The organism is Legionella norrlandica, from assembly GCF_000770585.1.
Taxonomy (GTDB): Bacteria; Pseudomonadota; Gammaproteobacteria; order Legionellales; family Legionellaceae; genus Legionella; species Legionella norrlandica.
On record NZ_JNCF01000006.1, the window covers coordinates 1 to 24,638 of the forward strand.

Here is a 24,638-nt window from a genome sequence, read left to right on the forward strand (position 1 = left end):
GGACATGTTAACATGATCATTGGGATGAACGGGGACCTTGCTTCCCATTGCTCCTCCTGCCAATTCAATAGCTCGATTAGAAATCACTTCATTCGTGTTCATGTTAGATTGAGTACCGCTCCCTGTTTGCCAAACGTGCAATGGAAAATGATCATCTAACATTCCTTTACTCACTTCATCGGCAGCTTTAATAATTAAATCCGTTTTGTCTTTTGGTAATTTGCCTAATTCCAGATTGGTCAGCGCTGCGGCTTTTTTTAAAATACCAAAAGCGTGTATGATTTCCCTTGGCATAATGTCGTTGCCTATGTTGAAATGATGCAAGGAGCGTTCAGTCTGGGCTCCCCAATATTTATCGGCTGGAACCTCGATCTCGCCCATGCTGTCTGTTTCTATACGTATTTTGGCCATATTTTAATTCCTTAACAAATTAGTCGATTGGATAGATTCAGTTGGCAAAATTCTAGCATAGCAGACGTAAATTAGTAATTTTTGTTATAGTACCTTATCAAAATTATTGGTGGTTGACTGTGAGAGAAATACGTATTTATCAATCTGGCGAATATCAAACGGGACAGTTTCTTGAATTATCTCCTGAAGCAGGACAGCACGTGGCTGTCGTTTTACGTATGAAACCTGGTGATCAAATTACCTTGTTTAATGGAGACAATTATGAATTTAAGGCGACAATTGAGAGTGTGAGGAAAAAGCAAGTTCTTGTATCAATTGGTTCAGCAGCCCAGATCAGTAGGGAATCTCCATTGAGTGTACATTTAGCGCAAGCAGTTTCTAAAGGTGAGCGCATGGAGATAGTAATGCAAAAATCTGTTGAATTAGGGGTATCACGCATTACACCTGTTATTACAGAACGGTGCCAGGTTAAACTGGATAAAGAGCGAATGGCAAAAAAAATGCATCAATGGCAAAATATTGTTATTAGTGCTTGTGAGCAATGCGGTCGCAATAAAGTTCCTGTGGTATATTATCCAGAACCCTTGGAGCAATTTTTAAGGAAAACGAGAGAAGATTTGAAATTAATTTTGCACCCAGCATCGAATAAGACATGGCGTAATTACTCTATTCAGGCAGCAAATATTGCTTTAATTATTGGCCCAGAAGGTGGTTTAAGTGATGAGGAAATTAAATTGACTGGTGAATATGGTTTCTTGCCTTTATCATTAGGGCCGAGAATTTTGCGTACAGAAACAGCAGCAATTACAGCACTAAGTGTGTTGCAAGCTGTTGGAGGTGATCTATAATAGGCACTCCTGTATAATCTGTAGCTTTTGCTTTATAGCCTGCATTGCGAGTGTTTCTGAGATGTTTAGTAAACGCCGATTCTGCCTTACTCTAAACCAAAATCCACAGGAGATACAGGAATCTAAAAATTTGGTATTCAGCCAAAAAATTACATATATAATAACAGAGGTTTATTCATGAGTGATCATATTAAAACGGTAACCGATGCCAGCTTTGAGCAGGATGTAATTAACTCATCCAAACCTGTTCTGGTTGATTTTTGGGCAGAATGGTGTGGCCCTTGTCGTGCATTAACTCCTATTTTAGAAGAAGTAGCAGCAACCCATAGTAAAGATATGACGTTTGCTAAAATCAATATCGATGAAAACCCCCAAGCGCCTGCCAAATTTGGCGTGATGAGCATCCCCACTTTAATTCTTTTTAAAAATGGTCAGGTTGAAGCAGTTAAAATGGGTTTACTATCTAAATCGCAATTAAGCGCTTTTGTTGAGAGCCATGTCTGATTGTTATTTGGTTTGATATGATTGCGTAAAACGAGCACTAACGAGAGTCAGTGAAAGATACATAGCCTGAAAGGAGAGAAAATGCCTAAGGCAATGTATCTTTATTGCGCATTTTGTGTTAATGTAGAGTTATGAAAAGGGATTTCTTCTTAAAATTTAATAGTTATAATAAAAAAATCAAAATAACTTTTTATTTTTTAGTTAAAGTGTTGGATCTTGTTGTAAAGCTGTGATAGCCTTTTAGCTATGTGACATACTTTAAAAACAAGTGAGCCACATAGGCAGCGGATTCCTTAGCTGCTATTCCCTAACGTAAATTTTCTTCGGATATTCAATTCGTTTAAACAATAAATCAAGTGAGAAGTATGAATCTTAGTGAACTTAAGCAATTACCTATTGCCGATCTCGTTAATATCGCTCAAGAGATGGGTGTGGAAAATACCTCCCGTATGCGTAAGCAAGACATCATTTTCGCAATTCTGAAAGCCCATGCTTTAAAGGGTGAAGACATCCATGGCGATGGGGTTTTAGAGGTTTTGACTGATGGTTTTGGTTTCTTGCGCTCTGCTGATGGCTCTTATTTAGCGGGTCCTGATGACATTTATGTCTCCCCTAGCCAAATCAGGCGCTTTGGACTTCGCTCTGGAGATACTATTTCAGGCAAAATCCGCCCCCCTAAAGATAATGAACGTTATTTTGCCTTATTAAAAGTAGATCAAATTAATTACGATACGCCAGATAGCGCGAAGCGTAAAATTTTATTTGAAAATTTAACGCCTTTATTTGCCACTGAGCGTTTGGTTATGGAGCAAGGGAATGGCAGCACGGAAGACTTGACTGCCAGGGTGGTTGATTTGTGCGCACCATTTGGTCGGGGGCAGCGTGGCTTAATAGTTTCGCCACCCAAAGCAGGTAAAACTTTAATGCTGCAAAATATCGCCCGTTCCATAGAAAAAAACTATCCTGAATGCTATCTCATTGTTTTGCTTATCGATGAGCGTCCAGAAGAAGTGACAGAAATGCAGCGTTCTGTTAAAGGAGAAGTGGTTGCTAGTACTTTTGATGAGCCAGCTAACCGCCATGTCCAGGTTGCAGAAATGGTTATAGAGAAAGCTAAGCGTCTGGTTGAGCATAAACGTGACGTGGTTATTTTGCTTGACTCTATTACTCGTTTAGCCCGAGCTTACAACACGGTTGTACCTGCATCAGGTAAAGTGCTTACTGGTGGTGTTGATGCTAATGCTTTACAAAGACCTAAGAGATTGTATGGTGCAGCACGCAATATAGAAGAAGGAGGTAGCTTAACTATTATTGCAACGGCTCTTGTAGACACTGGTTCCAAAATGGACGAAGTGATTTATGAAGAGTTCAAAGGTACCGGTAACATGGAAATTCACTTAAGTCGTAATATTGCAGAGCGAAGAGTTTTCCCTGCAATTAATATTAATCGGTCTGGTACTCGTCGTGAGGATCTCCTATTAAGCCCAGAAGAACTACAGCGTACCTGGATATTACGTAAGATTCTGCAATCTATGGATGAATGCGACGCTATTGAATTCTTATTGGAACGCATGAAAAATCATAAGACAAATGCTGAATTTTTTGATGCCATGAAGCGCCAAGAATAATTCAATTAGATTTTTGTAGCCCGTATTAGTGCAGCTAATATAGGATCTGTATAGGATCGATTTTTAGATTTTGATTCATATCGGGATCCCGTATTAGTTGTGCCAATACGGGCTACGGTTTTCTTCTTTTAGAGATATTTAATGAAATATTCAGACTTGAGGGATTTCATAACTCAACTTGAATCGCGCAAGCTATTAAAACGGATTGATTACCCAGTATCTCCTCATCTTGAGATGACTGTGATTAGCGATAAAGTGTTGCGTTCTGGAGGCCCCGCTCTTCTCTTTACCAATACCCCTCATTACGATATGCCTGTCTTAACTAATCTTTTTGGTACTGTAGAACGTGTTGCTTTGGGAATGGGGGAAGAATCCATCGCAGCTTTAAGAGAGATTGGAAAATTATTGGCGGCTTTAAAAGAACCAGATCCCCCTAAAGGCTTCAAAGACGCTTTTAGTAAGTTACCTTTACTAAAACAAGCCTTGAATATGGCTCCTAAATACGTTAGTGGTGCAGAGTGTCAGACTCATGTATGGGAAAAAGATGAAGTGGATTTAAATTTATTGCCCATTCAAACTTGTTGGCCTGGGGATATAGCTCCATTGATTACCTGGGGCTTGGTGACTACTAAAGGTCCTCATCAAAGCAGAGAAAATATGGGGATTTATCGCCAGCAGTTATTAGGCAAGAATAAGCTTATTATGCGATGGCTATCTCATAGAGGAGGGGCGTTAGATTATCAGGCCTGGCAACAAGAGTACCCGGGAGAACGTTTTCCTGTCGCGGTAACTTTAGGAGCTGATCCAGCAACGATATTAGCAGCGGTTACTCCTGTTCCTGATACTTTGTCTGAATATGCTTTCGCGGGTTTATTAAGAGGCCAACGCACCAGATTAACTCGATGTATAGGAAATGACTTACATGTTCCTGCCAGTGCGGAAATAGTTTTGGAAGGTTATCTTGAGCCTGGAGTTGAAGCACCGGAAGGACCTTATGGAGATCACACGGGTTATTATAATGAAGTACAATCTTTCCCTGTTTTTACTGTGGAGCGAATTACTCATAGGGATAATCCTGTTTATCACAGTACTTATACTGGAAGACCCCCAGATGAACCAGCAATTTTGGGCGTTGCCCTGAATGAGGTGTTTGTTCCTTTATTGCAAAAACAATTCCCTGAGATTGTAGATTTTTACTTGCCCCCAGAAGGTTGCTCCTATCGTTTGGCCGTCGTTACTATAAGAAAACAATACCCAGGGCATGCTAAGCGTATTATGATGGCTGTTTGGTCTTTTTTGCGTCAATTTATGTACACCAAATTTGTGATTGTTTGTGACGATGATGTGGATGCTCGGAATTGGCAAGATGTCATATGGGCAATGACTACTCGTATGGATCCCGCCAGGGATACAGTGATGATAGAGAATACCCCGATTGATTATCTGGATTTTGCTTCCCCAGTTTCAGGTTTGGGATCTAAGATGGGAATGGATGCTACAAGCAAGTGGCCGGGAGAAACACAAAGAGAATGGGGTAAACCAATTACTATGGATAAGGATATATTAGATAAAGTAAATAGCTATTGGTCCTTGTTAGGATTAGATAAATGACAGCTAAAATTATTCAGGCTCAAGTAGAGGATATTTCTCCTTTAACAGACAGTATAATGCGACTAATATTAGTACCTAATGAATATATTGAGTATCAGGCTGGGCAATATTTGCAAATACTTTTTTCGGGAGAAGAGTTGAATTACTCTATTGCGAATGCTCCTTTAGGTTCACACCGATATGAATTGCATATTCGCCATAGCCAAGACAATTGGTACCACCAATTTCTATTGGCACATATTAAAAAATATGGTTCTGTGCAATTAAAATTACCATTGGGTGAATGCCATGTTGATAAGTTGGATGCTCAGAAGCCTATTCTATTTATTGCAGGAGGAACTGGATTCGCCCCCATTAAAGCCATGATTGAATATTTATTAGCTAATTCCGACAATAGGCCATTTGAATTATTTTGGGGCGCTCGGTCGCAAAGTGATTTGTATATGGATGAGAAGGTAAGAAATTGGCAATCTCATGCGAGCCAGTTTCAATATTTTTCTTTATCTGATAATAGGGGTGATAGTACTTTAGCTTCTTGCGTGCTTTCCAGACACTCAAAAGATATTCATAATTGGCAAATCGTTATAAGCGGCCCCTTCGATATGGTTTATAGTACTCGTGATGCCTTAATAGCTCATGGAGCATCGTCTACACAGATGTTTTCAGATGCTTTTGCTTTTGAAGCAAAATAAGAAAGGGATCAAAAAAATCTAGGTTGATATTTAATTTGGTCTGCTTAAGTAAAAGGAGTAGGTTAGTGGAAACTTTATACCAAATATTAGGTCTTATAGGTGCAGGACTAATTATTTTTGTGCTGTATCGATTTATTAAAGGAAGCCCGGAGCAATTCAGCAAAGAAAATATTAATAAAAGCTTTATGACTATGGGGATTTTAGGGTTAATTTTAATCGGATTTATTGCTTTGCTGGTATTAATATTAAGAAGTACATAACGAATAAGGGTCCTGGGTTAGGCGAAAGCCGTAATCCAGGAAATAAAAATTTAGTGGCTAGAATTGGTAGAACGGTAGCTACCATCTTGTTCTTTTAAAAAATTTGTAATATTGGGATTATTAATAGGGTCTTGGCTGGAGTCAGCAATTAATTGGCATTCTTCAACATAAGTCATTTGGCTGCTGTCATCAACTAATAAGCGATACCAAGGATTACGCGTTGCAAACTCATGTTGGGGCGCTTGAGGATTGTATTTACCGGATGCTTGAAATATAGGATCGACGTCTATGACAATGGCTCTATAACGGTTTCTTTTATGAATAACCAGATCACCGATATTAAATTTAGCAATTTTATTCATTTTAGCTCCCTTCTTGAGCATCGTGCTAAATATATCGGCTGATTAGTTTGGGACTTGAGATCATACTATAGCTCTACATGCGATGGAGGGCTTTCATAAATTCTGGCTAAAATAATTCCCACCTCATAAAGTAAACACAGAGGGAGGGCTAGGGTAATTTGCGAAAAGACATCGGGGGGAGTGAATAACATGCCAACTACAAATGCTCCAGTGATGATATAAGGCCTGATTTTTATAAGGGTCCCTACCTTTATTAAGTGAACGCGTACTAAAACGAGGCAAATCAGCGGAACTTGAAAAGAAAAACCAAACAAAAGAAGCATATGGGTAATGAAGTCTATAGTATAACTCATGTCAGGCATAAGCCGGACACCTTCAGGTAGCGCGTTGGCAAAAAATTGAAACATAAAGGGAAGCACAAGGTAGAAGCAAAACAGGGTCCCAATAATAAATAGGGTAAGACTTAAAATTATTGTCCCTTTAATTTGTGATTGTTCATTCTTATAGAGCCCAGGACGCATAAAACGCCAGATCTGAAATAATGCGAAAGGAGCGGTTAATAGCAGAGCAGCGTCAGCTGCAAGCTTTAGGGGAGTAAAAACTGAGGAGGTGATCTGAGTGGCAATTAAACCTTCTTGGTTGGGCAATGAGTTCAGTAAAGGTTTTACTAAAACTTGAAAAAGTTCTCTAGCAAAGAAAAAAAATAATAAAAATAAGGCGCCAAACCAAATAAAAGTGTAGATTGCTCTGCGACGTAATTCAATCAAATGAACTAGCATAAGATTAACTTTGGGCGAATATAAAAGGATAGAATAAACTATTAAATTTTATTTTTCTAATTATTCGGGCTTATCAGGGCAAAATCATACTTTGTCTACAAAATAACCAAAATCACAGTAAAGAAATCTCCTACGCCGGACAAGATAGTTTATTCTTGATTCCAATTCTCTCAGGCCTAATTTCCTTTAGGCGGTTAAATTGATCAACAAAAACAACGGTAGGCTCATGAGTACTGCAATCTTCTTCTAAAATTTGAGTAAATGAGGCAATTATGACTAAATCACCAGGTGTTACCAAATGAGCTGCGGCTCCATTCACGCAAATATCAGTTGAGCCTTTTTCCCCCAAAATAGCGTAAGTTTCAAATCGAGTTCCAGCTGTGATGTTCCATACATTGACTGCTTCATAAGGCAATATATTGGCAGCTTCTAAAAGCTCAGGTGCAATGGTGATACTTCCTTCATAATCCAAGTCAGCCTGAGTAACACAAGCACGATGAATTTTTGATTTGAGCATTTTTCTATAAGCCATTCTTTACTTTCCTAAACTTGAAAGGCGAATTCTGAAATTCGCATTTAAATCTGATATTATCACATCTAACCTTGGTCATTGTGGCTGAATTTTACCCCATATTTTGAAGTTTAGGCTATAAAAATTTATAGTATTGAGTAAGATAGTTTGTGAAGTGGGGCTTCACTGGCGCTTGGCACCAACCTACGGTAAAATTGTAAATTCTTTATATTCTGTAGGTTGGGTTTCATGTTAGAGGATAACCAACAATACTGCCGAATTCATAGCAATCCCAATACAAGTGAGAGAAAAAGTGAGGCATAGCCACGTAAACGGTTTGGTCAAAATTTTTTACAGGATAAGTATATTATTGAAGCAATTCTGAGGGCTATTAATCCTTTGGCGGGTGATAATATGCTGGAAATTGGTCCGGGTTTAGGTGCTTTAACGCTCCCATTGCTGCAAAAATTAGATAAGTTAACAGCAATAGAGATTGATATCGACTTACAAAAATATTTAGAGCAGTTGCCCATTGCTCGCAGCAAATTGAACTTAATTTCTGCTGATGCATTAACTATTGATTTTAGTCAATTTGGCCCCCATCTAAGGGTAATAGGGAACTTACCCTATAACATCTCTACTCCTTTGCTTATTCATTTATTGAAATTTGCCTCCTTCATCGATGATATGCATTTTATGCTGCAAAAAGAAGTTGTAGAGCGAATGGTAGCAGTTCATGGAATTAAAGCTTATGGGCGGTTGAGCGTGATATTGCAATATTATTGTGAAGTAGAATATTTATTTGATGTTCCTCCCGAGGCTTTTGAACCTAGGCCAAAAGTAAACTCGGCAATAGTCCGATTAACGCCTTATCGCGTTTCGCCATTTGATTCGGTAAATATGATGCAATTGGAAAGTATAGTTGCAAAATCTTTTTCTATGAGGCGTAAAACTCTTACAAATAATTTGAAGGGGGTTATTTCTTTATCTCAATTAAATGATTTGGGTATTGATGGTAGTAAGAGACCCGAACAAATTTCTGTTGCGGAATATGTTCAACTAGCGAAATTTATTTCCAATTAGTGTAAAATTATATGATAAGTTATTGTGGAGGTTGTCTTGTTTCATCGTCAACGTAAAAGCTCTTTATCTGCTCAATCCAAATCCTTAAAAGATTTGACCCGTATGATTACTGCTGAGCAATTTTTGAGTGAAGAGAAACGACAAGTTTTGTTGCGGAAAATGAGAGAGCTGAGCGGGCTGGAAGCATCTCGCTATGATAGTTTGTGTTCCGTTCTTATCGAGAATCTAGTGAACTATTGCCAAAATTTACCTGAAACTATAAATAGTTATTATTCTCAGCCTGGTGGTATGGTCGATCATGCTTTAAATAGAACAGAGGCTGCATTGAGCCTATTTAAGGAATTTACCATTCAGGATCAGCCCGGTTTATTTTCTGAAGAACAAAAACTTTGGCAATATGCCTCTATTCAGCAGGTATTTTATTAGGGATAGGCAAGTTATTTGATGAGTTTCGAGTCAATTTATATGATATCAATGGCCAATTATTAAAACAATGGAATCCATTATTAGAAAGCTTGATTAGTACAGGTAGTTATTATGACTATCAATTTCAGAAAGAGGCTGATGTCGAGTTTCGTCGCAGATTAAATTTATTGCTGGCTAGAACTCTGATGCCTGCCAGTGGTTTTGCCTGGATTGCGTCTAATCCACAGGTTTTAGCGGTTTGGTTAGCACTGCTTAATGAGGACGAGCGTTCTGCAGGTACTTTGGGTGCTATTTTGATTCGAGCTGACGCTATAGCAATACAGCGTTATTTCATGGAATTTATAGCCAGAAGTGGGGCAAGACGGGGTGGTCGATACGGAAGGGCGGTTACCTTTACAGGGGGTGTGCCAGCCTCCATAGCAGAAAAAGAGCAGATGATAGGAGTTGAGTTCATTCAATGGCTTATGAAGTCGTTAGATGACGGTATTATTATGGTGAATAAAGCCCCGTTATTTATGGTTCCTGGCGGGATGCTAATGTGTCCTGAAATGTTTCAATTATTTGTGCTTAAGCATCCGCAATATCCCAATTGGCAAGCTGTCCAAAATGGATTTTTGTCCTTGGGGCTTCATAGTCGTGGAGCTGGAGGTAATATTACAGCTCGCTTTGAGCAAACACATACTCAACAAATGTATAGTGGAGTTATTTTTTCAGAATATGGGGTTGCCTTACCGAAGTCTGTTCAGGTGCATAACTTGAATACAGGCAAAATTGAATCTATCTCGGCATTGGAATTAATTCATAAATCACAATTTACGAACCAATTTACTCAACATCAAAATGCCATTGTCGTTACTCCTTTACAGAAACTGGCTACCAATGGGCAATGGCAAGATATCGATCATGATGTGCCTCATCTGACACATGGAGCAAAGCGCGGTGCCTGATTATGCCATAGGGGACATCCAAGGTTGTTATGATCCCTTACAACGATTGCTCGAATTAATTGATTTTAATGAAAAAGAGGATCGTTTATGGTTTGTTGGAGATATGGTGAATCGCGGACCGGATTCATTAGCAGTACTAAGATTCATTAGGGATTTACCAGTTACCCCTCAAATAACCCTTGGTAATCATGATTTGCATTTATTAGGCTCATTATTTGGCGAACAAGCCTGGAGAGGACATGATGATACTTTGCAAGGGATTTTGCAAGCTGAAGACGCAGAGGAGTTGGGGCATTGGTTACGGAGACAATCTATTCTTTGTATTTCTTCAGAGCTAAATATCGTCATGTGCCATGCCGGTATAGCCCCTTTATGGGATTTATCGAAAGCCATAAGCCTTGCACATGAATTGGAAACAATACTTTCTGGTGATTCATATACTGAATTTTTAACAAATATGTATGGAAATTACCCCGATATTTGGTCGGATGATTTGATTGGAATGGACCGATTGCGAGCTATTACCAATTATTTTACCCGAATGCGCTTTTGTGATGCTCAAGGAAGATTGGAGTTGAGATACAAGGGCACTATTGCTAAGGCTCCCAGACATCTTTATCCATGGTTTGAGGTGCCAGGTCGCAGAGAAATCGAAATGGAGATTGTGTTTGGGCATTGGGCTGCTCTAATGGGACGAAGCTCAAATCCTCGCATCCATGCAATAGATACGGGATGCCTCTGGGGAGGACAATTAACGGCTTTACGCCTGCAAGATAGGCAAAGGTTTACAGTACCAGGATTAACATAGCACCAACCTACGACTAATATTTTTACGAAGAACAGGCGATAAACAAAGGTGAAATTTTTAAATAAGGGCATAATATTGTTGCAGGTATTAATTTTACTAGGCCTGATTAGCTTCAATATTTGGGCTGTAAAGCCTCCTGCGCATCCAGACAGTTCTCTTTATTCCTGGGTAGATGATCCTAATGCAGAAGCACAGCGAGTAGAGCAAGCAGGAAAAAGATTACAAAAGGCTATAGCTAACCCAGAGTATATGTTAAAAAACTGGATAGAGCTCCCAACGTCCCCTGAATCACGAAAGAAAACCATTCAGCATTTAAGCATAAGAGAAGCGATTCTTTTAGCATTACGCTATAATTCCAACATTCAAAACGCGGAATTGGATAGAATTATCCAGCGTTATCAATTGCGATTAGCTAATAATGAATTTGAATTACAATATGCTTTAGGGGCTTCTGGAGTTTTACAAAAAAGTACTTTTGAGGGAGTAGGCAGTTCTACAACCCATTCTTTTTTAGCCAGTCCCGAATTAGATTTAAAAACGAAAATAGGTACAAAAGCTTCTGTGTCTATTGACAGCAATGTTTCTACTAATAATAGTTATAATCCTGTTTTGAATTTTTCAATTACCCAGCCTTTGTTACGTGGATTTGGTAAAGCGGTGAATGAGGCAAAACTTTTGGATGCCGTTGATAAGGAATGGTTAAATAAGTTAAGTCTGCAACAGTCCGTTATCGATCAAATTACTCAGGTTATTACAGCATACAGGGCGCTGATTTTAAGTGGAAATAATTTACAAAACCAGCGTTTACAGTTAGAAGAAGCTAAGAAATCCTACCAGATTAATGAAAAAAAAATTGCAGCTGGGCAATTGGAGCCCACTGGAAATATACAACAATCTTATCAAATCGAATCTCTAAGTTTGATGGTAGAGCAAGGTGAAAATGATTTTAAAATAGCTTCACAAGAATTATTGCAAATGATAGGACTAGATCCAGATTTACATATCTCAGTTCCCAGTGATGTGGCTATCAATAAAATTATAGTTCCTGACTTGCAAGAATCCATTGAAATAGCGCTAAATCATAACACTCAGTATTTGGCTCAAAAAATGGCATTACGTGCCGATGAGCGCGCCTATGCTGTGGCTAAAAATCAACAACTTTGGCAGCTTGATTTGGCAGGTACTGTGCAAGGAGGCGCAGTCAATGATGTTACTGGTACTAATACTGGTATTAGTGGGATTTACAATGGCAATAATGTTACGGAGTCAGCTCGAGTAACTCTGACTATTCCATTGAATGATATTGGGCGACGTAGCCAATTAATCAATGCCAAAGTGCAATTGGAAAAAGATAGAATTAATCTTATCGCAGCGAAAAGAGCTTTAATTACTAATGTAACCAATACCATTAATAATATCCAGAGCTTAGCCAAGCGTTATGAGTTGGCACAAAAGCAAGTAAAATTGGCGGAGCAATCCTATGCGTTAGAAAAGAAAAAGCAAGAAGCTGGAATATCCAGTGCACTGGATGTCAACAATACGCAAAATCAGTTGATTCAAGCGCAATCAGGGTTGATAGGGGCAAAGATTGCATATCTTAATCAGTTATCAGCGTTACAACGGATTTTGGGAACCACGCTGGATTATTGGCAGATCAAACTAAGGTATGGCGGATGAACGATTATTTAAAAATATTCTCTATTGGATTTTTGTTTTTAATTCTGGCTTCCTGCGGCAGTACGGACAAACCACAAACCAGTTCATTAAAAACATATGAGGTGAAACCGCAACTTTTACATAAGACGCTGCATTTCACTGGCACAGTACAACCGATCAGGGAAAGCAGTTTGACCAGTCCAATGGAAGCGGTTGTCGACGCCATGAATTTTCATTATGGCCAGATGGTTAAAAAAGGCGATGTGGTTTTAACTTTAAACTCTAATGAATTACAAAAACAATATAACGATACTCTGACAGATTACTTGAAGGCAAAAGACAGTTACTCCATTGCTAAAGCAAAATTTGTGGGGACTGAAGAATTGTGGCATGCGGGATTGATATCCAAAAATAATTATTTAAGTGAGAAATCAGGTGTGGATACTGCGCGAGTGACTTTAATGCAGGCAACGCGTAAGCTTTCTGAAATGTTGGAAAAAATGGATGATAAAAATACTCAGAATTTATCCAATTTGAGTTTATCTGACTTTGATAAGATAAGAAAAGTACTTACTGCGAACCATAATTTAATTCATTTAAAAGCGCCTAGTGGCGGGATAATGCTTTATCCTCCAAAATCCAATGAGGATAAATCTAATCGCGTCACAATAGGATCAACCATAAAATCAGGTCAAGTTATTGCTTTAATTGGTGATTTGAGTGGAATAAGCGTAGAAATAGATGTCCCAGAAATAGATATTGATAAAATTCGCCCAGGAATAGAGGCCACCATTAGCGGAGTGGCTTTTGGCAAACATCAATTGAAAGGTAAATTGGTTGCCGTCAACGCGCAAGCATCAAATACCAGTAATGGGGGATTACCATCATTTACTGCAGTAGTTGAAGTTAACTCATTAACACCTGAACAACAATCATGGATAAAGGTGGGTATGAGTGCGTCTATTGAGCTGAATGTGGATTCCAATAATCAGCTATTAATACCTATCGAAGCCGTAAAAAGAGAAAAAGGTAACAGTGTGGTAAAAGTGAAATTAGCTCAGGGGACAATTCAGAAGCGTATTATTACAACTGGCGCAGCACAAGCAGATTCTGTAGTGGTGGAAAGCGGTCTTAAACCAGGGGAAGTGGTAGTTTATGATTGACAGGCCCCTAATTAAGCTCTGTGACTTGGTAAAGACTTATCATCTGGAAGGCTTTAGTACTACTGTACTAAAAAAAGTGTCTTTAAAAGTCTATGAAGGAGATTTGCTGGCAATTGTGGGGGCATCAGGTTCAGGTAAGTCTACCTTAATGAACATCATTGGCTTGCTAGATAAACCTGATTCAGGGACTTATACCTTAAACAATCGCAATGTAGCCAGTTTAAGTGATGACGAGGCAGCAGAGTTACGCAATCAGAATATAGGGTTTGTTTTCCAGCAATTCAATTTACTTCCTCGTTTTACAGCAATGCAAAATGTGGCGTTACCTTTAACTTATAGAGGCGTCAATCCAGCCTTGATGAAAGAAAAAGTGGAAGGAGCGCTAGAAAAAGTGGGAATGCGGCAATATATGCGCCACAGACCGACTCAGTTATCAGGCGGACAACAGCAACGGGTAGCTATAGCGAGAGCTTTGGTGACTGATCCACAGGTTATTTTGGCAGACGAACCTACTGGAGCACTGGATTCCCGAACTGGGGCTGAAGTGATGAATTTATTTTTAACCTTACATGGGGAAGGTCGCACCATTATTATGGTGACGCATGATGAGCATATTGCCGAGCAATGCAAGCGGAGGATTGCTTTGGCTGATGGGATAGTGATAGCGGAGTACGGATAATGAATTGTTTTAGTCATTGCCAGCAAGCGTTAGTTAATTTAACAGCAGCCAAGCTGAGGTCACTTTTGGCTGTTCTAGGGATATTGGTAGGAACGGCTGCGGTAGTTGCTTTGATTAGTTGTGGGCAATTAGCTACCGAAAAAGCTCTTGAGCAATTTAAGGCATTGGGTACTGATTTATTGGCAGTTTCTGTTTATCAAAAAGTACCAAGCAAATCACATAGTGAATCAGACTCATTATCTATAGCGCAATGGCAGCAACTTGCTGAACGCATTCCTTATGTATTAAAAATTGCCCCTTATAGCACTGCTTATCAAACTTTAAGTTTTAACGGAAAAATTATGCAGGGGGCAGTTATTGGGGCTGATGACAATTTGGCAGATATCGTGCATGTTAACTTGTCGCAAGGGCATTTTGTTTCTTTTTTAGATTCGTTCGAGCATTTTTGCGTTATTGGTGATGGTCTGGCGCAGCAAATGAAAGAAATCAGTATAGATGATCCAGTAGGAAAACAATTACGTATTGGCCAGTCACTCTATACTATTATTGGAGTTGCAGAGCGCTGGAGGGAAAATGGATTCTTTAACGAGGATATTAATCAAGCGGTTATCATCCCTCTGTCTGGAATCAGTTTGGTGAGTAAAGATGCTAAAATCAATAACGCTGTGTTACTGCTTAAGCCGGACAGCCCAATTGATGAAGTCATTGATGAAATAAAAGAAATCATTAATTCGCTGGTGCCCAAATTAAGCGTTTTCCCTCGTAGTGCCAAACAAATTATAGCCAGTATGGAAAGCCAGGGACGGATATTTACCTTGCTGTTAGCAGTAATAGGCGGGATTTCACTATTGGTAGGCGGTATTGGCGTCATGAATGTGATGCTCGTTTCTGTTAGCGAGCGTAAGAAGGAAATTGGTATTCGAAAAGCAGTTGGTGCAAAAAATAAAGAAATACAAGCTCTCTTCTTAGCCGAATCCGTTATGCTGTCCTTATTAGGAGGCATACTTGGAGTCATCTTAGGGCTAATTTTTACCAGGATAGTGGCTTATTTTAGTGATTGGACTTTTACTGTCTATTTACTTCCACCTATTGCAGGCTTTTTTGTTTCTGCAGCAACAGGTATTTTCTTCGGATTTTATCCTGCACGTCGGGCTTCTAAATTAGAGCCCATGGTTTCCTTGCGGAGTGAATAGATTTAAGTCATGCGTATTCTGAATATCATTTTTAATGATCTGGGGTATGTGAATAGAATGTAATTCCTACCCGCTCAATATGTTCAAGCAAATCTTGATTGTTTATAGTATGTTTAAGTGATAAATCAACCTTCCAGGCAAGCTCATGGGTAAATTCAAAAGCCTGAATTAAACCTTGCTTTTCTAGTTCAGATAAAGGTCTTGCTTGTGCCAGGTTTACAGTGGATGACAGTTGCTGTAGTGCTCTCGCGTAATTACTTAGTCGCTGTTGCCAGCGAATATCTACATTGGTCATGACTAAACTGCTCCAGATTTGATGTCTATCTAAAAATTGTTTTGTGAAGCAAAAATCTTTTATTATTACCTTATTCTACTAGGACTGTTTCATCTAATAAATTGATTTATTGCATTGAATTTATAAGTACTTTATGATGATAACCTACTTAAAATAAATGGAATTTTATATGTTAAAAAGAATTTTAGCACTAGCCATTTTAGCTTCTGGCTCACTTACTATGGCCTATGCTGATACTCCACCAGTATCATCAATAACCAATTCCAAACCATTGCCATCAAGTTATGCACCAGTAGTAATTAATGAAACGTTTCAAAGTATTCTACAAAGGATGAGCGCTGCTAAAGACAGTATTAATGAAAAGCAGAAAAAACTCTTAGAGCAGCGTTATGATTTAAGTAATACTCCTTCCAAAACCACAAAAATGACAGGCGGCAAACCTATTCAGGAAGGGGTTAGGGTTAAGTTACCTGAGGGTATAACTTGGGAGAAACTTGGTCAAATGACTCCTGAGGAAATTAAATCCCAAGGTGTTTTTCCACAAGGCTTTTTACCATTACCTCACCCTAATCATGGCGAAGGAGGAATGTTATTCCCCAAAATTGTTATCGATGAGTTTAAGAAACAAGAAGACAGGGATTTGACTCGCTTTGATTTAGACTTTGATATTCCAGAGCATTTTTTACCACCTTTCCCTGCCCCAATCTTTCTAACTACCAGACCTGATCTGGGTGATGTATCAAAAGGACAATTGGTTAATATTAATAATTATTATGAATTGTTTAATGGGCTATTAAATCCCAAGCAGCTTGAAGGATTACGCTTGTTAGTTACTCCGTTTCCACAACAACAATTCAACCAGACTGAAGATCGACGTACTGTTAAGCCCAGTAGAGGAGTTGCTTGCTTTGATTGTCATGCCAATGGCATACAAACAAGGCGACCCATTTGGTTGGCGACATTCGCCCACAAGAGTTTCGTCACCGTATTAACACACCTACTTTGCGTGGTGTCAATATACAGCGTTTGTTTGGATCACAAAGGGCTTTGAAATCAGTTGAAGATTTCACTGAGTTCGAACAAAGAGCTGCTTATTTTGACGGCGATCCCGTTATTGCTACGAAAAAAGGGGTTAATATTCTAGAGCGAGGTAGTCAGGTTCATTTCATGGCTGAGTTCCAGGAAATCTTAGATTTTCCTCCTGCCCCTAAGTTGACATGGGAAGGAAAGCTAGACCCTGCGAAAGCTACTCCGGAAGAGTTGCGCGGACAAGCGTTATTTTTTGGAAAAGCAAAATGCGCTACGTGCCATACACCTCCTTATTATACTGACAATACTATGCATAATTTGCAGACGGAAAGGTTCTTTAAACCGCAAATGATAAATGGCATGATGGCTGTTGGGGATGGCCCTATCAAGACTTTCCCGCTAAGAGGTATCAAAGACTCCCCTCCTTATTTGCATGATGGTCGACTTTTAACCCTGGCTGACACAGTAGAGTTTTTTAATTTGGTGTTGCAATTACAGCTGACTCCACAAGAAAAATCAGATTTAACAAAATTTATGGAAGCGTTATAAACTCGACTTAATTAAAAAACTACCACCGAACCCCTCTGCGGCGAAGGCCGCGGGGCCTATATTGAGACGTAATTGTTAGATTTTATTTTCATCACTGTAAACAGGACTTAATTTAGTCATTACAAACGAAGTGATGTACTCTAAATGTCCTTCTTATATAAAGAATTTTGGATTATCCTCAATGAGTTATAAAACTTCTTGAATGAATAAAATAAAGGCTGATTATAAAGAAAAAGTTGCAGGATGAGAGTTTAGCCCCCTCATTAGTGAAGGAGGCATAAGAATAATTTGTAGTGTAATCAACTAACCGTAAGGACCATCGCCATTCCCTGAGGTTTCACTGGCAGCCCATCCTATCCCTATAGCTGCTGCGGCAACGAATGCTAATACTGCAATCATTCCAGTCATATTTTCTCCTTGAATTTGTAACATTATAATGTTTAAAAAAAGCAGTATCATCTTACAAAGCTTTTCTGAAAAGATCAATGAAGGAATTTCTTAACTATTTGAAAATTCATGAAAAAAACAATGTGCCTATGTTTTGCTCTTTCTAAAATAATCGGTTTTGGTAAACCATAAAAATGTGATACATTCCTATAAATTTGGAATAACGATGAGCTTGTTTTGCTTATCTAGCTGAAATGCTTAAAGCCTGGTTTTCAATCCAAATTCATGTAATTAATATTTGATACCGATTACAGAGTGGTTCATGATTGATGATTATAAAACTGCCATTGTCATGGCGGTTTATAAACCTAATCCAGAAATTTTTTTCCAACAATTGCTGTCTATAAAGCATCAAACTTATAGCAATTTTATTTGTTTTTGCCTTAGCGATGGCCCTCATAATGGGCTTTTCACAAGAACTTCAGAAAAAATTGCTGATGATCGCTTTAGGTTCATTGATAGCGAAATCAAAGTCGGCTTTTATGATAATTTCAAGCGGGGGTTAAGTCTGGTTACTGATGAATTTGATTTTATTGCTTTGAGTGATCAAGATGATGTTTGGCACCCTAATAATTTAGAAAAAAAAATAAGCCATGCTCTTCAAACTAGTGCAGAATTAGTATATAGCGACGCAAGATTAATTGATGAACATAATAAGCTTATTGCACATTCATTATTTAAGTATAGTGACCTCCCCTCAAAAACCTCAAAAACAGACATTTTGCTAGTAAATAGTTTATTTGGCATGAGTATGGTATTTACCTCAAGAATATTAAAATTCGCGTTACCATTCCCTCCTAAGAATAATGTTTACATGAGTTATCATGATTGGTGGTTGGGGATAATTGCTATCTCAATGGCTAAAGTGTCTTTTCTGGAGGAAGCAACAGTAGATTACCGTCAGCATATCAATAATCTAGTGGGATCAGGTATGCAAAGAACTGCAATTAGAAAATTTAGAACTTGTTTGCGTTGTGTTGTTATCTATCCTTTTTACCCTAAGTACAGTATCACACGTTATTGTAAAAGAAACCGATTGTACAAAGATTTGCAAAAACATTTAATGCGTTTCAATAAGAAGCAAGAGAAACTAAAAAATCTGAAAATAACTTTCCAAGATTTTAAAAGGATCTTAAAAGGAAAAAATATAACTCTTATAGCATTCTGCTGGCTTATGCTGCTGGCTCAAGCTTATCTTGGTTTTAAGCCCACAAGAAAAATGGCTTTGAGAATTTATCGACGAGTTAAATTAGACAGAAATTTTATGAATACTTAATTAAGCTATGGCTTCCTTATTCCGAGCAACCTGGCAATCTTCTTTGTAACGCTGGATTAATTTTGTAAGGTCTGTTTCGTATTGTAATACCCCATGGTTGAGATAAATTCCTTGATCGCAAAATTTACCCAACTCACCTAAATTATGCGATACCATTATTATACCTTTCCCTTTTGCTCGTTCTTCCAGTACTTGTCTGCATTTTTCCTTGAAGCTTGCATCGCCTACTGCCATCACCTCATCTATGACATAAAAATCAAATTCAAAAGCAACGGACATTCCAAAAGCTACACGTGATCGCATTCCAGAGCTAAAAGTCATCATTGGCATATCAAAGTAATTCCCAATTTCAGCAAAATCGCGCACAAACTCAACAAGTTCTGTTGTTTTTTCTTTATTGTAATTGAATAGGCGACAAACAAATTTAATATTTTCTCGTGCTGTCAACGTAGGGATAAATCCCCTACTAACCCCTATTGGCCAGGATATTGAACTGGTGCGAATTACGCGTCCGCGATTGGGTTCTTCTATCCCACAAAGGACTCGGAGTAAAGTTGACTTACCAGCGCCATTAGGTCCTAATAGAGCTAGACGACCTCCTTTTGGCAATTCCAGGTTCAAGTTTTCAAAAACGATCTTTGATTTTCCATTGACCTTATAATACTTCGTAATCCCTTCTGCTTTAATCATTCGATCTCTCCCTAACTAATGTTCCTCGATTTCTATCATAATTTTTTGGCGAAATGCTATGTAAGCCATCAAACCTAATAATAGAGATACAGTCGCGCAAAACCAAAGATAAGGCATGCTTGCGGCAGTTTGGAAGGGTGCAGCGATTGAAAAAGCTTGTCGTGATAATTCATTACATTGAAACAAAGGATTATAGGACATGATGGTTAGCAAAGGCTCAGGAACTAAATTCGCAGGAATAAAAACACCTGAAACCAGATATAAGATTCTTGAAAGTATAGTAATAATTCGTCTTATAAACAGAAAGAAGAAACCGGCAACAGATAAGATAAAGGCAATCCCAAATAAAAATAGTGTGAAGGCAAAAAAAGTTTCGAATAACATGAGAGGGTTATACAGTGTCCATTTGATGTCAATCCACCAAAAGAGAATCAAAATCAACAGGTAGCTGGCAATCAAAATAAGTGCCTCAGTGATTACCATTGCGATAACCGTATCAATTGGTTTTATTTGTCGAAACATATACAAGGCTTTGTCGGTTACAATCTGTGTTGGGGCTTTCCCTAGTACATTGGAGAACAACATGAAGGGCATTACCCCGAGTAGAATAAAGAGCGGAAGTGGTAATTCGCTATCAGCATGTCTGCCCAGAGCTATCCGCACAAAAATCCAAACTGCAACATGCATTAAGGGGGTTAAAAAAATCCAAATGAACCCAAATGAGCGTGTTGAGCGAACGTTATTAAGGAATTTTTTTTGGATATCGCGGATTACTAGACAGGTTATGGCAGAATACATGACTTGCCAAGATGATCTGACTCCAATGCTCATAGATATTCCTTTCTTACCAGACAAGTATTTCAGATGCCGATGCTTAAAATTACCATTGCTGGTAATCATATCAAATGTCAATCCAAAAGGCTTGACTCCTAAATTAAAATTCGATGAAATGCTGCAATGCAGGAGTATAATTAATTTGTAAGGGATTATATGAGTCTTTCCTACCTTAAACAATTGGAAGCTGAGAGTATCTATATTTTCCGTGAAGTAGTCGCCGAAGCAGATAATCCAGTCATGCTCTATTCTATAGGCAAAGACAGTTCTGTGTTGCTTCACTTGGCTTTAAAAGCATTTTATCCTGCTAAAATACCTTTTCCAATTCTTCATGTTGATACTGGCTGGAAATTTAAGGACATGTATATTTTCAGAGATGCCATAGCAAAAAAGCATAATCTGAATCTTCTTGTTCACACCAATGAAGAAGGAATTAAAAATAATATTAATCCATTTATTCATGGTTCAGCTATACATACTGATGTGATGAAAACAGCAGCGCTTAAACAAGCATTGGATCATTATCAATTTGATGCTGCTTTTGGTGGCGCCAGAAGGGATGAAGAGAAATCACGAGCAAAAGAACGTATCTTCTCTTTCAGAAATTCTCAGCACAGATGGGATCCCAAAAATCAGAGGCCGGAGCTTTGGTCTTTATATAATACTCGAAAAAACAAAGGAGAAAGCATTAGGGTTTTTCCTTTATCTAACTGGACAGAGATTGATATTTGGCAATACATATATTTTGAAAACGTTGAAATTGTTCCTCTGTATTTTGCTGCCCTGAGGCCGGTCGTTGAGCGTGATGGCGTTCTTATAATGGTTGATGATGAACGCATACCTCTGCGTAAAAATGAAACACCTAAAGAGCAAATGGTCCGGTTTAGAACTTTAGGATGTTATCCATTGACCGGTGCAATTCGCTCCAGTGCGGATACTCTACCCAAAATTATTTATGAGCTCATGGCTAGTAAACAAAGTGAACGGCAAGGACGTGTAATTGATAACGATAGTCAATCTTCAATGGAGAAAAAAAAGGAAGAAGGGTATTTTTAATATGGAAGAAACAACCATTCCAAGCGGGCTTAGAGAACAACCTGCCAGCATGACCGAATTTCTGGAAATTCATGAAAAAAAGAGTTTGCTGCGTTTTATTACCTGTGGTTCTGTGGATGATGGAAAGTCTACCTTAATTGGCCGATTATTGTTTGAAACCGGTATGATTTTTGATAATGAACTGGATGCACTGAAAAGAGATAGTCAAAAATTTGGAACCACCGGCAGTGATATTGATCTGGCCCTTTTAGTTGATGGGTTGGTCTCTGAACGCGAACAAGGCATTACTATCGACGTGGCCTATCGCTTTTTCACTACCCCGCGCCGTAAATTTATAGTTGCTGATACTCCTGGCCATGAACAGTATACTCGCAATATGGCGACAGGTGCTTCAACAGCCGATTTGGCTGTTGTTATGATTGATAGTCGCAAAGGAATACTTACCCAGACAAAACGGCACAGTTTTATTGTTTCTTTATTGGGTGTAAAACAGGTTATTGTCGCAGTCAATAAAATGGACTTGATAGGGTATGAGCAGCAACAATTTCTGGACATTGAACGTTCTTATCGCCAATTTGCAGCCAGTTTAGGTTTCGAGCATATTTCAGTGATTCCAGTTTCTGCGTTAAAAGGGGATAATATTAGTGTTTATAGTTCTATGATGCCATGGTATCAAGGGCAAACTTTACTGAACGCACTCGAATCTGCTGAAATAAAAACCAATCAAAATAGTGGGCCATTCCGTTTCCCAGTGCAATGGGTAAACAGACCTAATTCCGGTTTTCGTGGTTACGCTGGTACAGTAGTCAGTGGCAGTATAAAACCAGGCGAAGCGGTACAGATCCAGCCATCAGGAAAGACAACCAGGGTGAACAGTATTATAACCTATGATGGTGAACAAGGCATGGCTTTCACTGGCCAATCGATCACTCTAACTTTGGAAGATGAAGTTGATGTTTCGAGAGGTGATGTGATTACCAATAGACAATCTCCATGCGAGGTAGCTGCACAATTTCAGTCCACTATATTATGGATGTCCAACAGTCCTATGATTAGAGGACGGCAGTATATTTTGAAGTGTGCCACCCAGACGGCATTATGTATCCCTAATTCTCCTAAATATCAACTTGATGTGAATACTGGAGAACATAAAGCAGCGGATAAATTGGAGTTGAATCAAATAGGTGTTTGTGACATTTCACTTAACAAGGAAATTACTTTTGAGCCTTATGAAAAAAATAAAACATTAGGTGGTTTTATTTTAATAGATCGGTTATCTAATGAAACTGTGGCATGTGGCTGGTTAAACTTTGCATTAAGACGCTCTGCCAATATTCATAAACAGGAATTAATGGTAAATAAGCCAAGCCGAGCCAGCATTAAAGGCCACCATTCTTGCGTGCTCTGGTTAACAGGGCTCTCTGGTGCAGGGAAGTCTACTATCGCGAATATTGTCGAATCAAAACTCAATCAACTAAAAATTCACACTATTTTATTGGATGGTGACAATATTCGACATGGACTGAATAAAGACTTGGGTTTTACTGAACGCGATCGTGTTGAAAATATCAGGAGAATAGCAGAAGTGGCCAAGTTAATGTGTGATGCGGGTTTAATTTGTATTGTATCCTTTATTTCTCCTTTTGAACATGAGCGTTTAATGGCAAAAGAGCTGATTGGAGAAACCGAATTTTTTGAACTTTTTATAGATACGCCGCTAGAAATTGCTGAAATACGTGATACAAAAGGGTTGTACAAAAAAGCTCGTCGTGGTGAGATTAAAAATTTTACCGGGATAGATAGTCCTTATCAACCACCTAAAAATCCATCCTTAACTATCAATACAATAGAACAAAGTGTGGAACAAGCAGCAGTAGCTATAATCAATTTATTAAAAGAAAAGGAAATTATTTCGTGCAGGACATAATTTCCAAGTTAGTAGAGGTGTGTTGGCAGGCTGCTGATGCCATCATGGCATGTTATGATGATGACTTTAATTATACCCCAAAAAAAGATGGTTCTCCCCTGACTAAAGCAGATCTGGCTTCTCATCACATCATTGTGAAGGCACTTTCTGCACTTACTCCCAATATTAAAATTATTTCAGAGGAATCAAGTCAATTAATCCGTACAAAAGTAATCATTAATCCTCCTATCTCAACTTCCTTGATAGCGGGATCCACGAATCTACGAATTTCATTAGAGGGAGAGGGAGTCCTTAGCGATCTTAAGCCTGAGCAGTTGCATGATGAGCTAGATAATGAATTCTGGCTAGTCGACCCTTTGGATGGTACTAAAGAGTTTATTAAAAAAAATGGCGAGTTCACGATAAATATAGCTCTCGTGCGGGAACAAAACCCAATCCTGGGGTTAGTATGTTGCCCGGCATTTAATGAAATTTACATAGGTCACGTAGGCCATGTTTGTTATAAACAAAAGCGCCATAGTGAGCAAATTACATTGAAACTCGAACCACATCAACCAGAAGAATACATCGTTATCGGCAGTCGCTCACATGGTAATCAGAAAGAAATGGGTGATTTCCTGAAAGATAAGAAAGTAAAAGAGTTTCTAACGGTAGGTTCGTCTTTAAAGTTTTGCCGAATTGCAGAAGGGAAAGCTCATCTTTATCCAAGATTCGGAAGAACAATGGAGTGGGATACAGCAGCAGGCCACGCAGTGCTTATGTCAGCAGGTGGGGAAGTAAAGGAACTAGATGGAAAGCCTTTATACTATGGGAAAGCGAGATTAGAAAATCCCCATTTTCTGGCAAGTTTTAAATGTGCCGAGAGCTTTCCTTGAAAAAGTTGGGTATTGCTTTGGATTATAGTAACGAGGGTGATTGTTTATTAGGTAATTAATGACATGGTTGGGTTTCACACAAGTACTATTCATGTTCCT

General features: G+C 38.6%; 22 protein-coding genes and 3 pseudogenes. 18 read left to right on the forward strand and 7 right to left on the reverse strand.

Going from position 1 to position 24,638, the window contains the following annotated elements:
- The coding region (locus tag OK13_RS02440; RefSeq protein ID WP_035887339.1) for a lyase family protein at positions 1 to 411 on the reverse strand (411 nt) is incomplete at its 3' end.
- A gap of 119 nt (positions 412 to 530) precedes the next feature.
- Between OK13_RS02440 and OK13_RS02445 the strand changes: the two genes are divergently transcribed.
- The 6 genes from OK13_RS02445 (at position 531) to OK13_RS02470 (ending at position 5,954) form a co-directional block, all read left to right on the forward strand.
- Entirely contained in the window at positions 531 to 1,259 is a 729-nt protein-coding gene (locus tag OK13_RS02445; protein ID WP_035887341.1) for a 16S rRNA (uracil(1498)-N(3))-methyltransferase, read from the forward strand.
- A 177-nt stretch (positions 1,260 to 1,436) separates the two neighbouring features.
- A complete protein-coding gene (gene trxA, locus OK13_RS02450; RefSeq protein WP_035887344.1) occupies positions 1,437 to 1,763 on the forward strand; it encodes a thioredoxin in 327 nt (108 codons plus the stop codon).
- Positions 1,764 to 2,128: 365 nt separating this feature from the next.
- Positions 2,129 to 3,391, forward strand: a complete 1,263-nt coding sequence (gene rho, locus OK13_RS02455; protein ID WP_035887345.1) for a transcription termination factor Rho — start codon at positions 2,129 to 2,131, stop codon at positions 3,389 to 3,391.
- 141 nt (positions 3,392 to 3,532) lie between these two features.
- Entirely contained in the window at positions 3,533 to 5,002 is a 1,470-nt protein-coding gene (gene ubiD, locus OK13_RS02460; RefSeq protein ID WP_035887347.1) for a 4-hydroxy-3-polyprenylbenzoate decarboxylase, read from the forward strand.
- A complete protein-coding gene (locus OK13_RS02465; RefSeq protein ID WP_035887350.1) occupies positions 4,999 to 5,694 on the forward strand; it encodes an NAD(P)H-flavin reductase in 696 nt (231 codons plus the stop codon). The genes ubiD and OK13_RS02465 overlap by 4 nt, the downstream gene beginning before the upstream one ends.
- A 65-nt stretch (positions 5,695 to 5,759) precedes the next feature.
- Positions 5,760 to 5,954: a hypothetical protein gene (locus OK13_RS02470; RefSeq protein ID WP_035887352.1), complete on the forward strand. Its 195-nt coding sequence runs from the start codon at positions 5,760 to 5,762 to the stop codon at positions 5,952 to 5,954.
- A 50-nt stretch (positions 5,955 to 6,004) separates the two neighbouring features.
- Here OK13_RS02470 and hspQ read toward each other — a convergent pair whose 3' ends face one another.
- From hspQ to panD, 3 genes are all read right to left on the reverse strand, one after another.
- Positions 6,005 to 6,316 carry a heat shock protein HspQ gene (hspQ, locus tag OK13_RS02475; RefSeq protein WP_035887354.1) on the reverse strand — a complete coding sequence of 104 codons (312 nt, stop codon included), beginning with the start codon at positions 6,314 to 6,316 and terminating at the stop codon, positions 6,005 to 6,007.
- 65 nt (positions 6,317 to 6,381) lie between these two features.
- Positions 6,382 to 7,095: a twin-arginine translocase subunit TatC gene (tatC, locus tag OK13_RS02480; protein WP_035887356.1), complete on the reverse strand. Its 714-nt coding sequence runs from the start codon at positions 7,093 to 7,095 to the stop codon at positions 6,382 to 6,384.
- 130 nt (positions 7,096 to 7,225) lie between these two features.
- Complete coding sequence (gene panD, locus OK13_RS02485) at positions 7,226 to 7,627, reverse strand: aspartate 1-decarboxylase (RefSeq protein ID WP_035887360.1); 402 nt, start codon at positions 7,625 to 7,627, stop codon at positions 7,226 to 7,228.
- Between the two features lie 303 nt (positions 7,628 to 7,930).
- Here panD and rsmA point away from each other — a divergent pair.
- From rsmA to OK13_RS02520, 7 genes and pseudogenes are all read left to right on the forward strand, one after another.
- Positions 7,931 to 8,689 (forward strand): annotated as a pseudogene (rsmA, locus tag OK13_RS02490) (16S rRNA (adenine(1518)-N(6)/adenine(1519)-N(6))-dimethyltransferase RsmA); the annotation flags it as partial.
- A 36-nt stretch (positions 8,690 to 8,725) separates the two neighbouring features.
- Positions 8,726 to 10,062, forward strand: a pseudogene (locus tag OK13_RS02495) (conjugal transfer nickase/helicase domain-containing protein).
- Positions 10,055 to 10,870 carry a symmetrical bis(5'-nucleosyl)-tetraphosphatase gene (locus OK13_RS02500; RefSeq protein ID WP_035887362.1) on the forward strand — a complete coding sequence of 272 codons (816 nt, stop codon included), beginning with the start codon at positions 10,055 to 10,057 and terminating at the stop codon, positions 10,868 to 10,870. Before OK13_RS02495 ends, OK13_RS02500 begins: the two are co-directional and overlap by 8 nt.
- Before the next feature lie 48 nt (positions 10,871 to 10,918).
- Positions 10,919 to 12,547, forward strand: a complete 1,629-nt coding sequence (locus tag OK13_RS02505; RefSeq protein ID WP_035887364.1) for a TolC family protein — start codon at positions 10,919 to 10,921, stop codon at positions 12,545 to 12,547.
- Positions 12,544 to 13,689: an efflux RND transporter periplasmic adaptor subunit gene (locus OK13_RS02510; protein WP_035887366.1), complete on the forward strand. Its 1,146-nt coding sequence runs from the start codon at positions 12,544 to 12,546 to the stop codon at positions 13,687 to 13,689. Before OK13_RS02505 ends, OK13_RS02510 begins: the two co-directional genes overlap by 4 nt.
- Positions 13,682 to 14,368, forward strand: coding sequence for an ABC transporter ATP-binding protein (locus tag OK13_RS02515; RefSeq protein ID WP_035887368.1), 687 nt, complete (start codon positions 13,682 to 13,684; stop codon positions 14,366 to 14,368). The genes OK13_RS02510 and OK13_RS02515 overlap by 8 nt, the downstream gene beginning before the upstream one ends.
- A complete protein-coding gene (locus OK13_RS02520; RefSeq protein ID WP_035887369.1) occupies positions 14,368 to 15,561 on the forward strand; it encodes an ABC transporter permease in 1,194 nt (397 codons plus the stop codon). The genes OK13_RS02515 and OK13_RS02520 overlap by 1 nt, the downstream gene beginning before the upstream one ends.
- A gap of 31 nt (positions 15,562 to 15,592) precedes the next feature.
- Here OK13_RS02520 and OK13_RS14040 read toward each other — a convergent pair whose 3' ends face one another.
- Complete coding sequence (locus tag OK13_RS14040; protein WP_081964841.1) at positions 15,593 to 15,856, reverse strand: nucleotidyltransferase substrate binding protein; 264 nt, start codon at positions 15,854 to 15,856, stop codon at positions 15,593 to 15,595.
- A gap of 220 nt (positions 15,857 to 16,076) precedes the next feature.
- Between OK13_RS14040 and OK13_RS16140 the strand changes: the two are divergent.
- Positions 16,077 to 17,434, forward strand: a pseudogene (locus OK13_RS16140) (cytochrome B6).
- A 709-nt stretch (positions 17,435 to 18,143) separates the two neighbouring features.
- Positions 18,144 to 19,157: a glycosyltransferase gene (locus tag OK13_RS02535; RefSeq protein ID WP_035887370.1), complete on the forward strand. Its 1,014-nt coding sequence runs from the start codon at positions 18,144 to 18,146 to the stop codon at positions 19,155 to 19,157.
- Here OK13_RS02535 and OK13_RS02540 read toward each other — a convergent pair whose 3' ends face one another.
- Together OK13_RS02540 and OK13_RS02545 are read right to left on the reverse strand one after the other, a co-directional pair.
- Positions 19,158 to 19,847, reverse strand: a complete 690-nt coding sequence (locus tag OK13_RS02540) for an ABC transporter ATP-binding protein (protein ID WP_035887371.1) — start codon at positions 19,845 to 19,847, stop codon at positions 19,158 to 19,160.
- 15 nt (positions 19,848 to 19,862) lie between these two features.
- Positions 19,863 to 20,678 (reverse strand): ABC transporter permease, encoded by an 816-nt coding sequence (locus OK13_RS02545; protein WP_160264726.1) that lies wholly within the window; start codon positions 20,676 to 20,678, stop codon positions 19,863 to 19,865.
- A gap of 159 nt (positions 20,679 to 20,837) precedes the next feature.
- Between OK13_RS02545 and cysD the strand changes: the two genes are divergently transcribed.
- From cysD to OK13_RS02560, 3 genes are read left to right on the forward strand one after another with little or no spacing between them, the layout of a single operon-like run.
- Positions 20,838 to 21,737 carry a sulfate adenylyltransferase subunit CysD gene (cysD, locus tag OK13_RS02550; RefSeq protein ID WP_035887373.1) on the forward strand — a complete coding sequence of 300 codons (900 nt, stop codon included), beginning with the start codon at positions 20,838 to 20,840 and terminating at the stop codon, positions 21,735 to 21,737.
- A gap of 1 nt (position 21,738) precedes the next feature.
- A complete protein-coding gene (cysN, locus tag OK13_RS02555) occupies positions 21,739 to 23,664 on the forward strand; it encodes a sulfate adenylyltransferase subunit CysN (RefSeq protein ID WP_035887375.1) in 1,926 nt (641 codons plus the stop codon).
- Positions 23,652 to 24,539, forward strand: a complete 888-nt coding sequence (locus tag OK13_RS02560) for a 3'(2'),5'-bisphosphate nucleotidase CysQ family protein (protein ID WP_035887377.1) — start codon at positions 23,652 to 23,654, stop codon at positions 24,537 to 24,539. The genes cysN and OK13_RS02560 overlap by 13 nt, the downstream gene beginning before the upstream one ends.
- Positions 24,540 to 24,638: the final 99 nt, after the last annotated feature.

Excerpts from the sequence above, each read along its gene's own strand:
- OK13_RS14040 (WP_081964841.1), bottom strand. The coding sequence starts at position 15,856 with ATGACCAATGTAGATATTCGCTGGCAACAGCGACTAAGTAATTACGCG.
- OK13_RS02510 (WP_035887366.1), top strand. The coding sequence starts at position 12,544 with ATGAACGATTATTTAAAAATATTCTCTATTGGATTTTTGTTTTTAATT.
- trxA (WP_035887344.1), top strand. The coding sequence starts at position 1,437 with ATGAGTGATCATATTAAAACGGTAACCGATGCCAGCTTTGAGCAGGAT.
- OK13_RS02465 (WP_035887350.1), top strand. The coding sequence starts at position 4,999 with ATGACAGCTAAAATTATTCAGGCTCAAGTAGAGGATATTTCTCCTTTA.
- OK13_RS02540 (WP_035887371.1), bottom strand. The coding sequence starts at position 19,847 with ATGATTAAAGCAGAAGGGATTACGAAGTATTATAAGGTCAATGGAAAA.
- OK13_RS02535 (WP_035887370.1), top strand. The coding sequence starts at position 18,144 with ATGATTGATGATTATAAAACTGCCATTGTCATGGCGGTTTATAAACCT.
- rho (WP_035887345.1), top strand. The coding sequence starts at position 2,129 with ATGAATCTTAGTGAACTTAAGCAATTACCTATTGCCGATCTCGTTAAT.
- OK13_RS02515 (WP_035887368.1), top strand. The coding sequence starts at position 13,682 with ATGATTGACAGGCCCCTAATTAAGCTCTGTGACTTGGTAAAGACTTAT.
- hspQ (WP_035887354.1), bottom strand. The coding sequence starts at position 6,316 with ATGAATAAAATTGCTAAATTTAATATCGGTGATCTGGTTATTCATAAA.
- ubiD (WP_035887347.1), top strand. The coding sequence starts at position 3,533 with ATGAAATATTCAGACTTGAGGGATTTCATAACTCAACTTGAATCGCGC.
- cysN (WP_035887375.1), top strand. The coding sequence starts at position 21,739 with ATGGAAGAAACAACCATTCCAAGCGGGCTTAGAGAACAACCTGCCAGC.
- cysD (WP_035887373.1), top strand. The coding sequence starts at position 20,838 with ATGAGTCTTTCCTACCTTAAACAATTGGAAGCTGAGAGTATCTATATT.
- tatC (WP_035887356.1), bottom strand. The coding sequence starts at position 7,095 with ATGCTAGTTCATTTGATTGAATTACGTCGCAGAGCAATCTACACTTTT.
- OK13_RS02545 (WP_160264726.1), bottom strand. The coding sequence starts at position 20,678 with ATGAGCATTGGAGTCAGATCATCTTGGCAAGTCATGTATTCTGCCATA.
- OK13_RS02520 (WP_035887369.1), top strand. The coding sequence starts at position 14,368 with ATGAATTGTTTTAGTCATTGCCAGCAAGCGTTAGTTAATTTAACAGCA.
- panD (WP_035887360.1), bottom strand. The coding sequence starts at position 7,627 with ATGGCTTATAGAAAAATGCTCAAATCAAAAATTCATCGTGCTTGTGTT.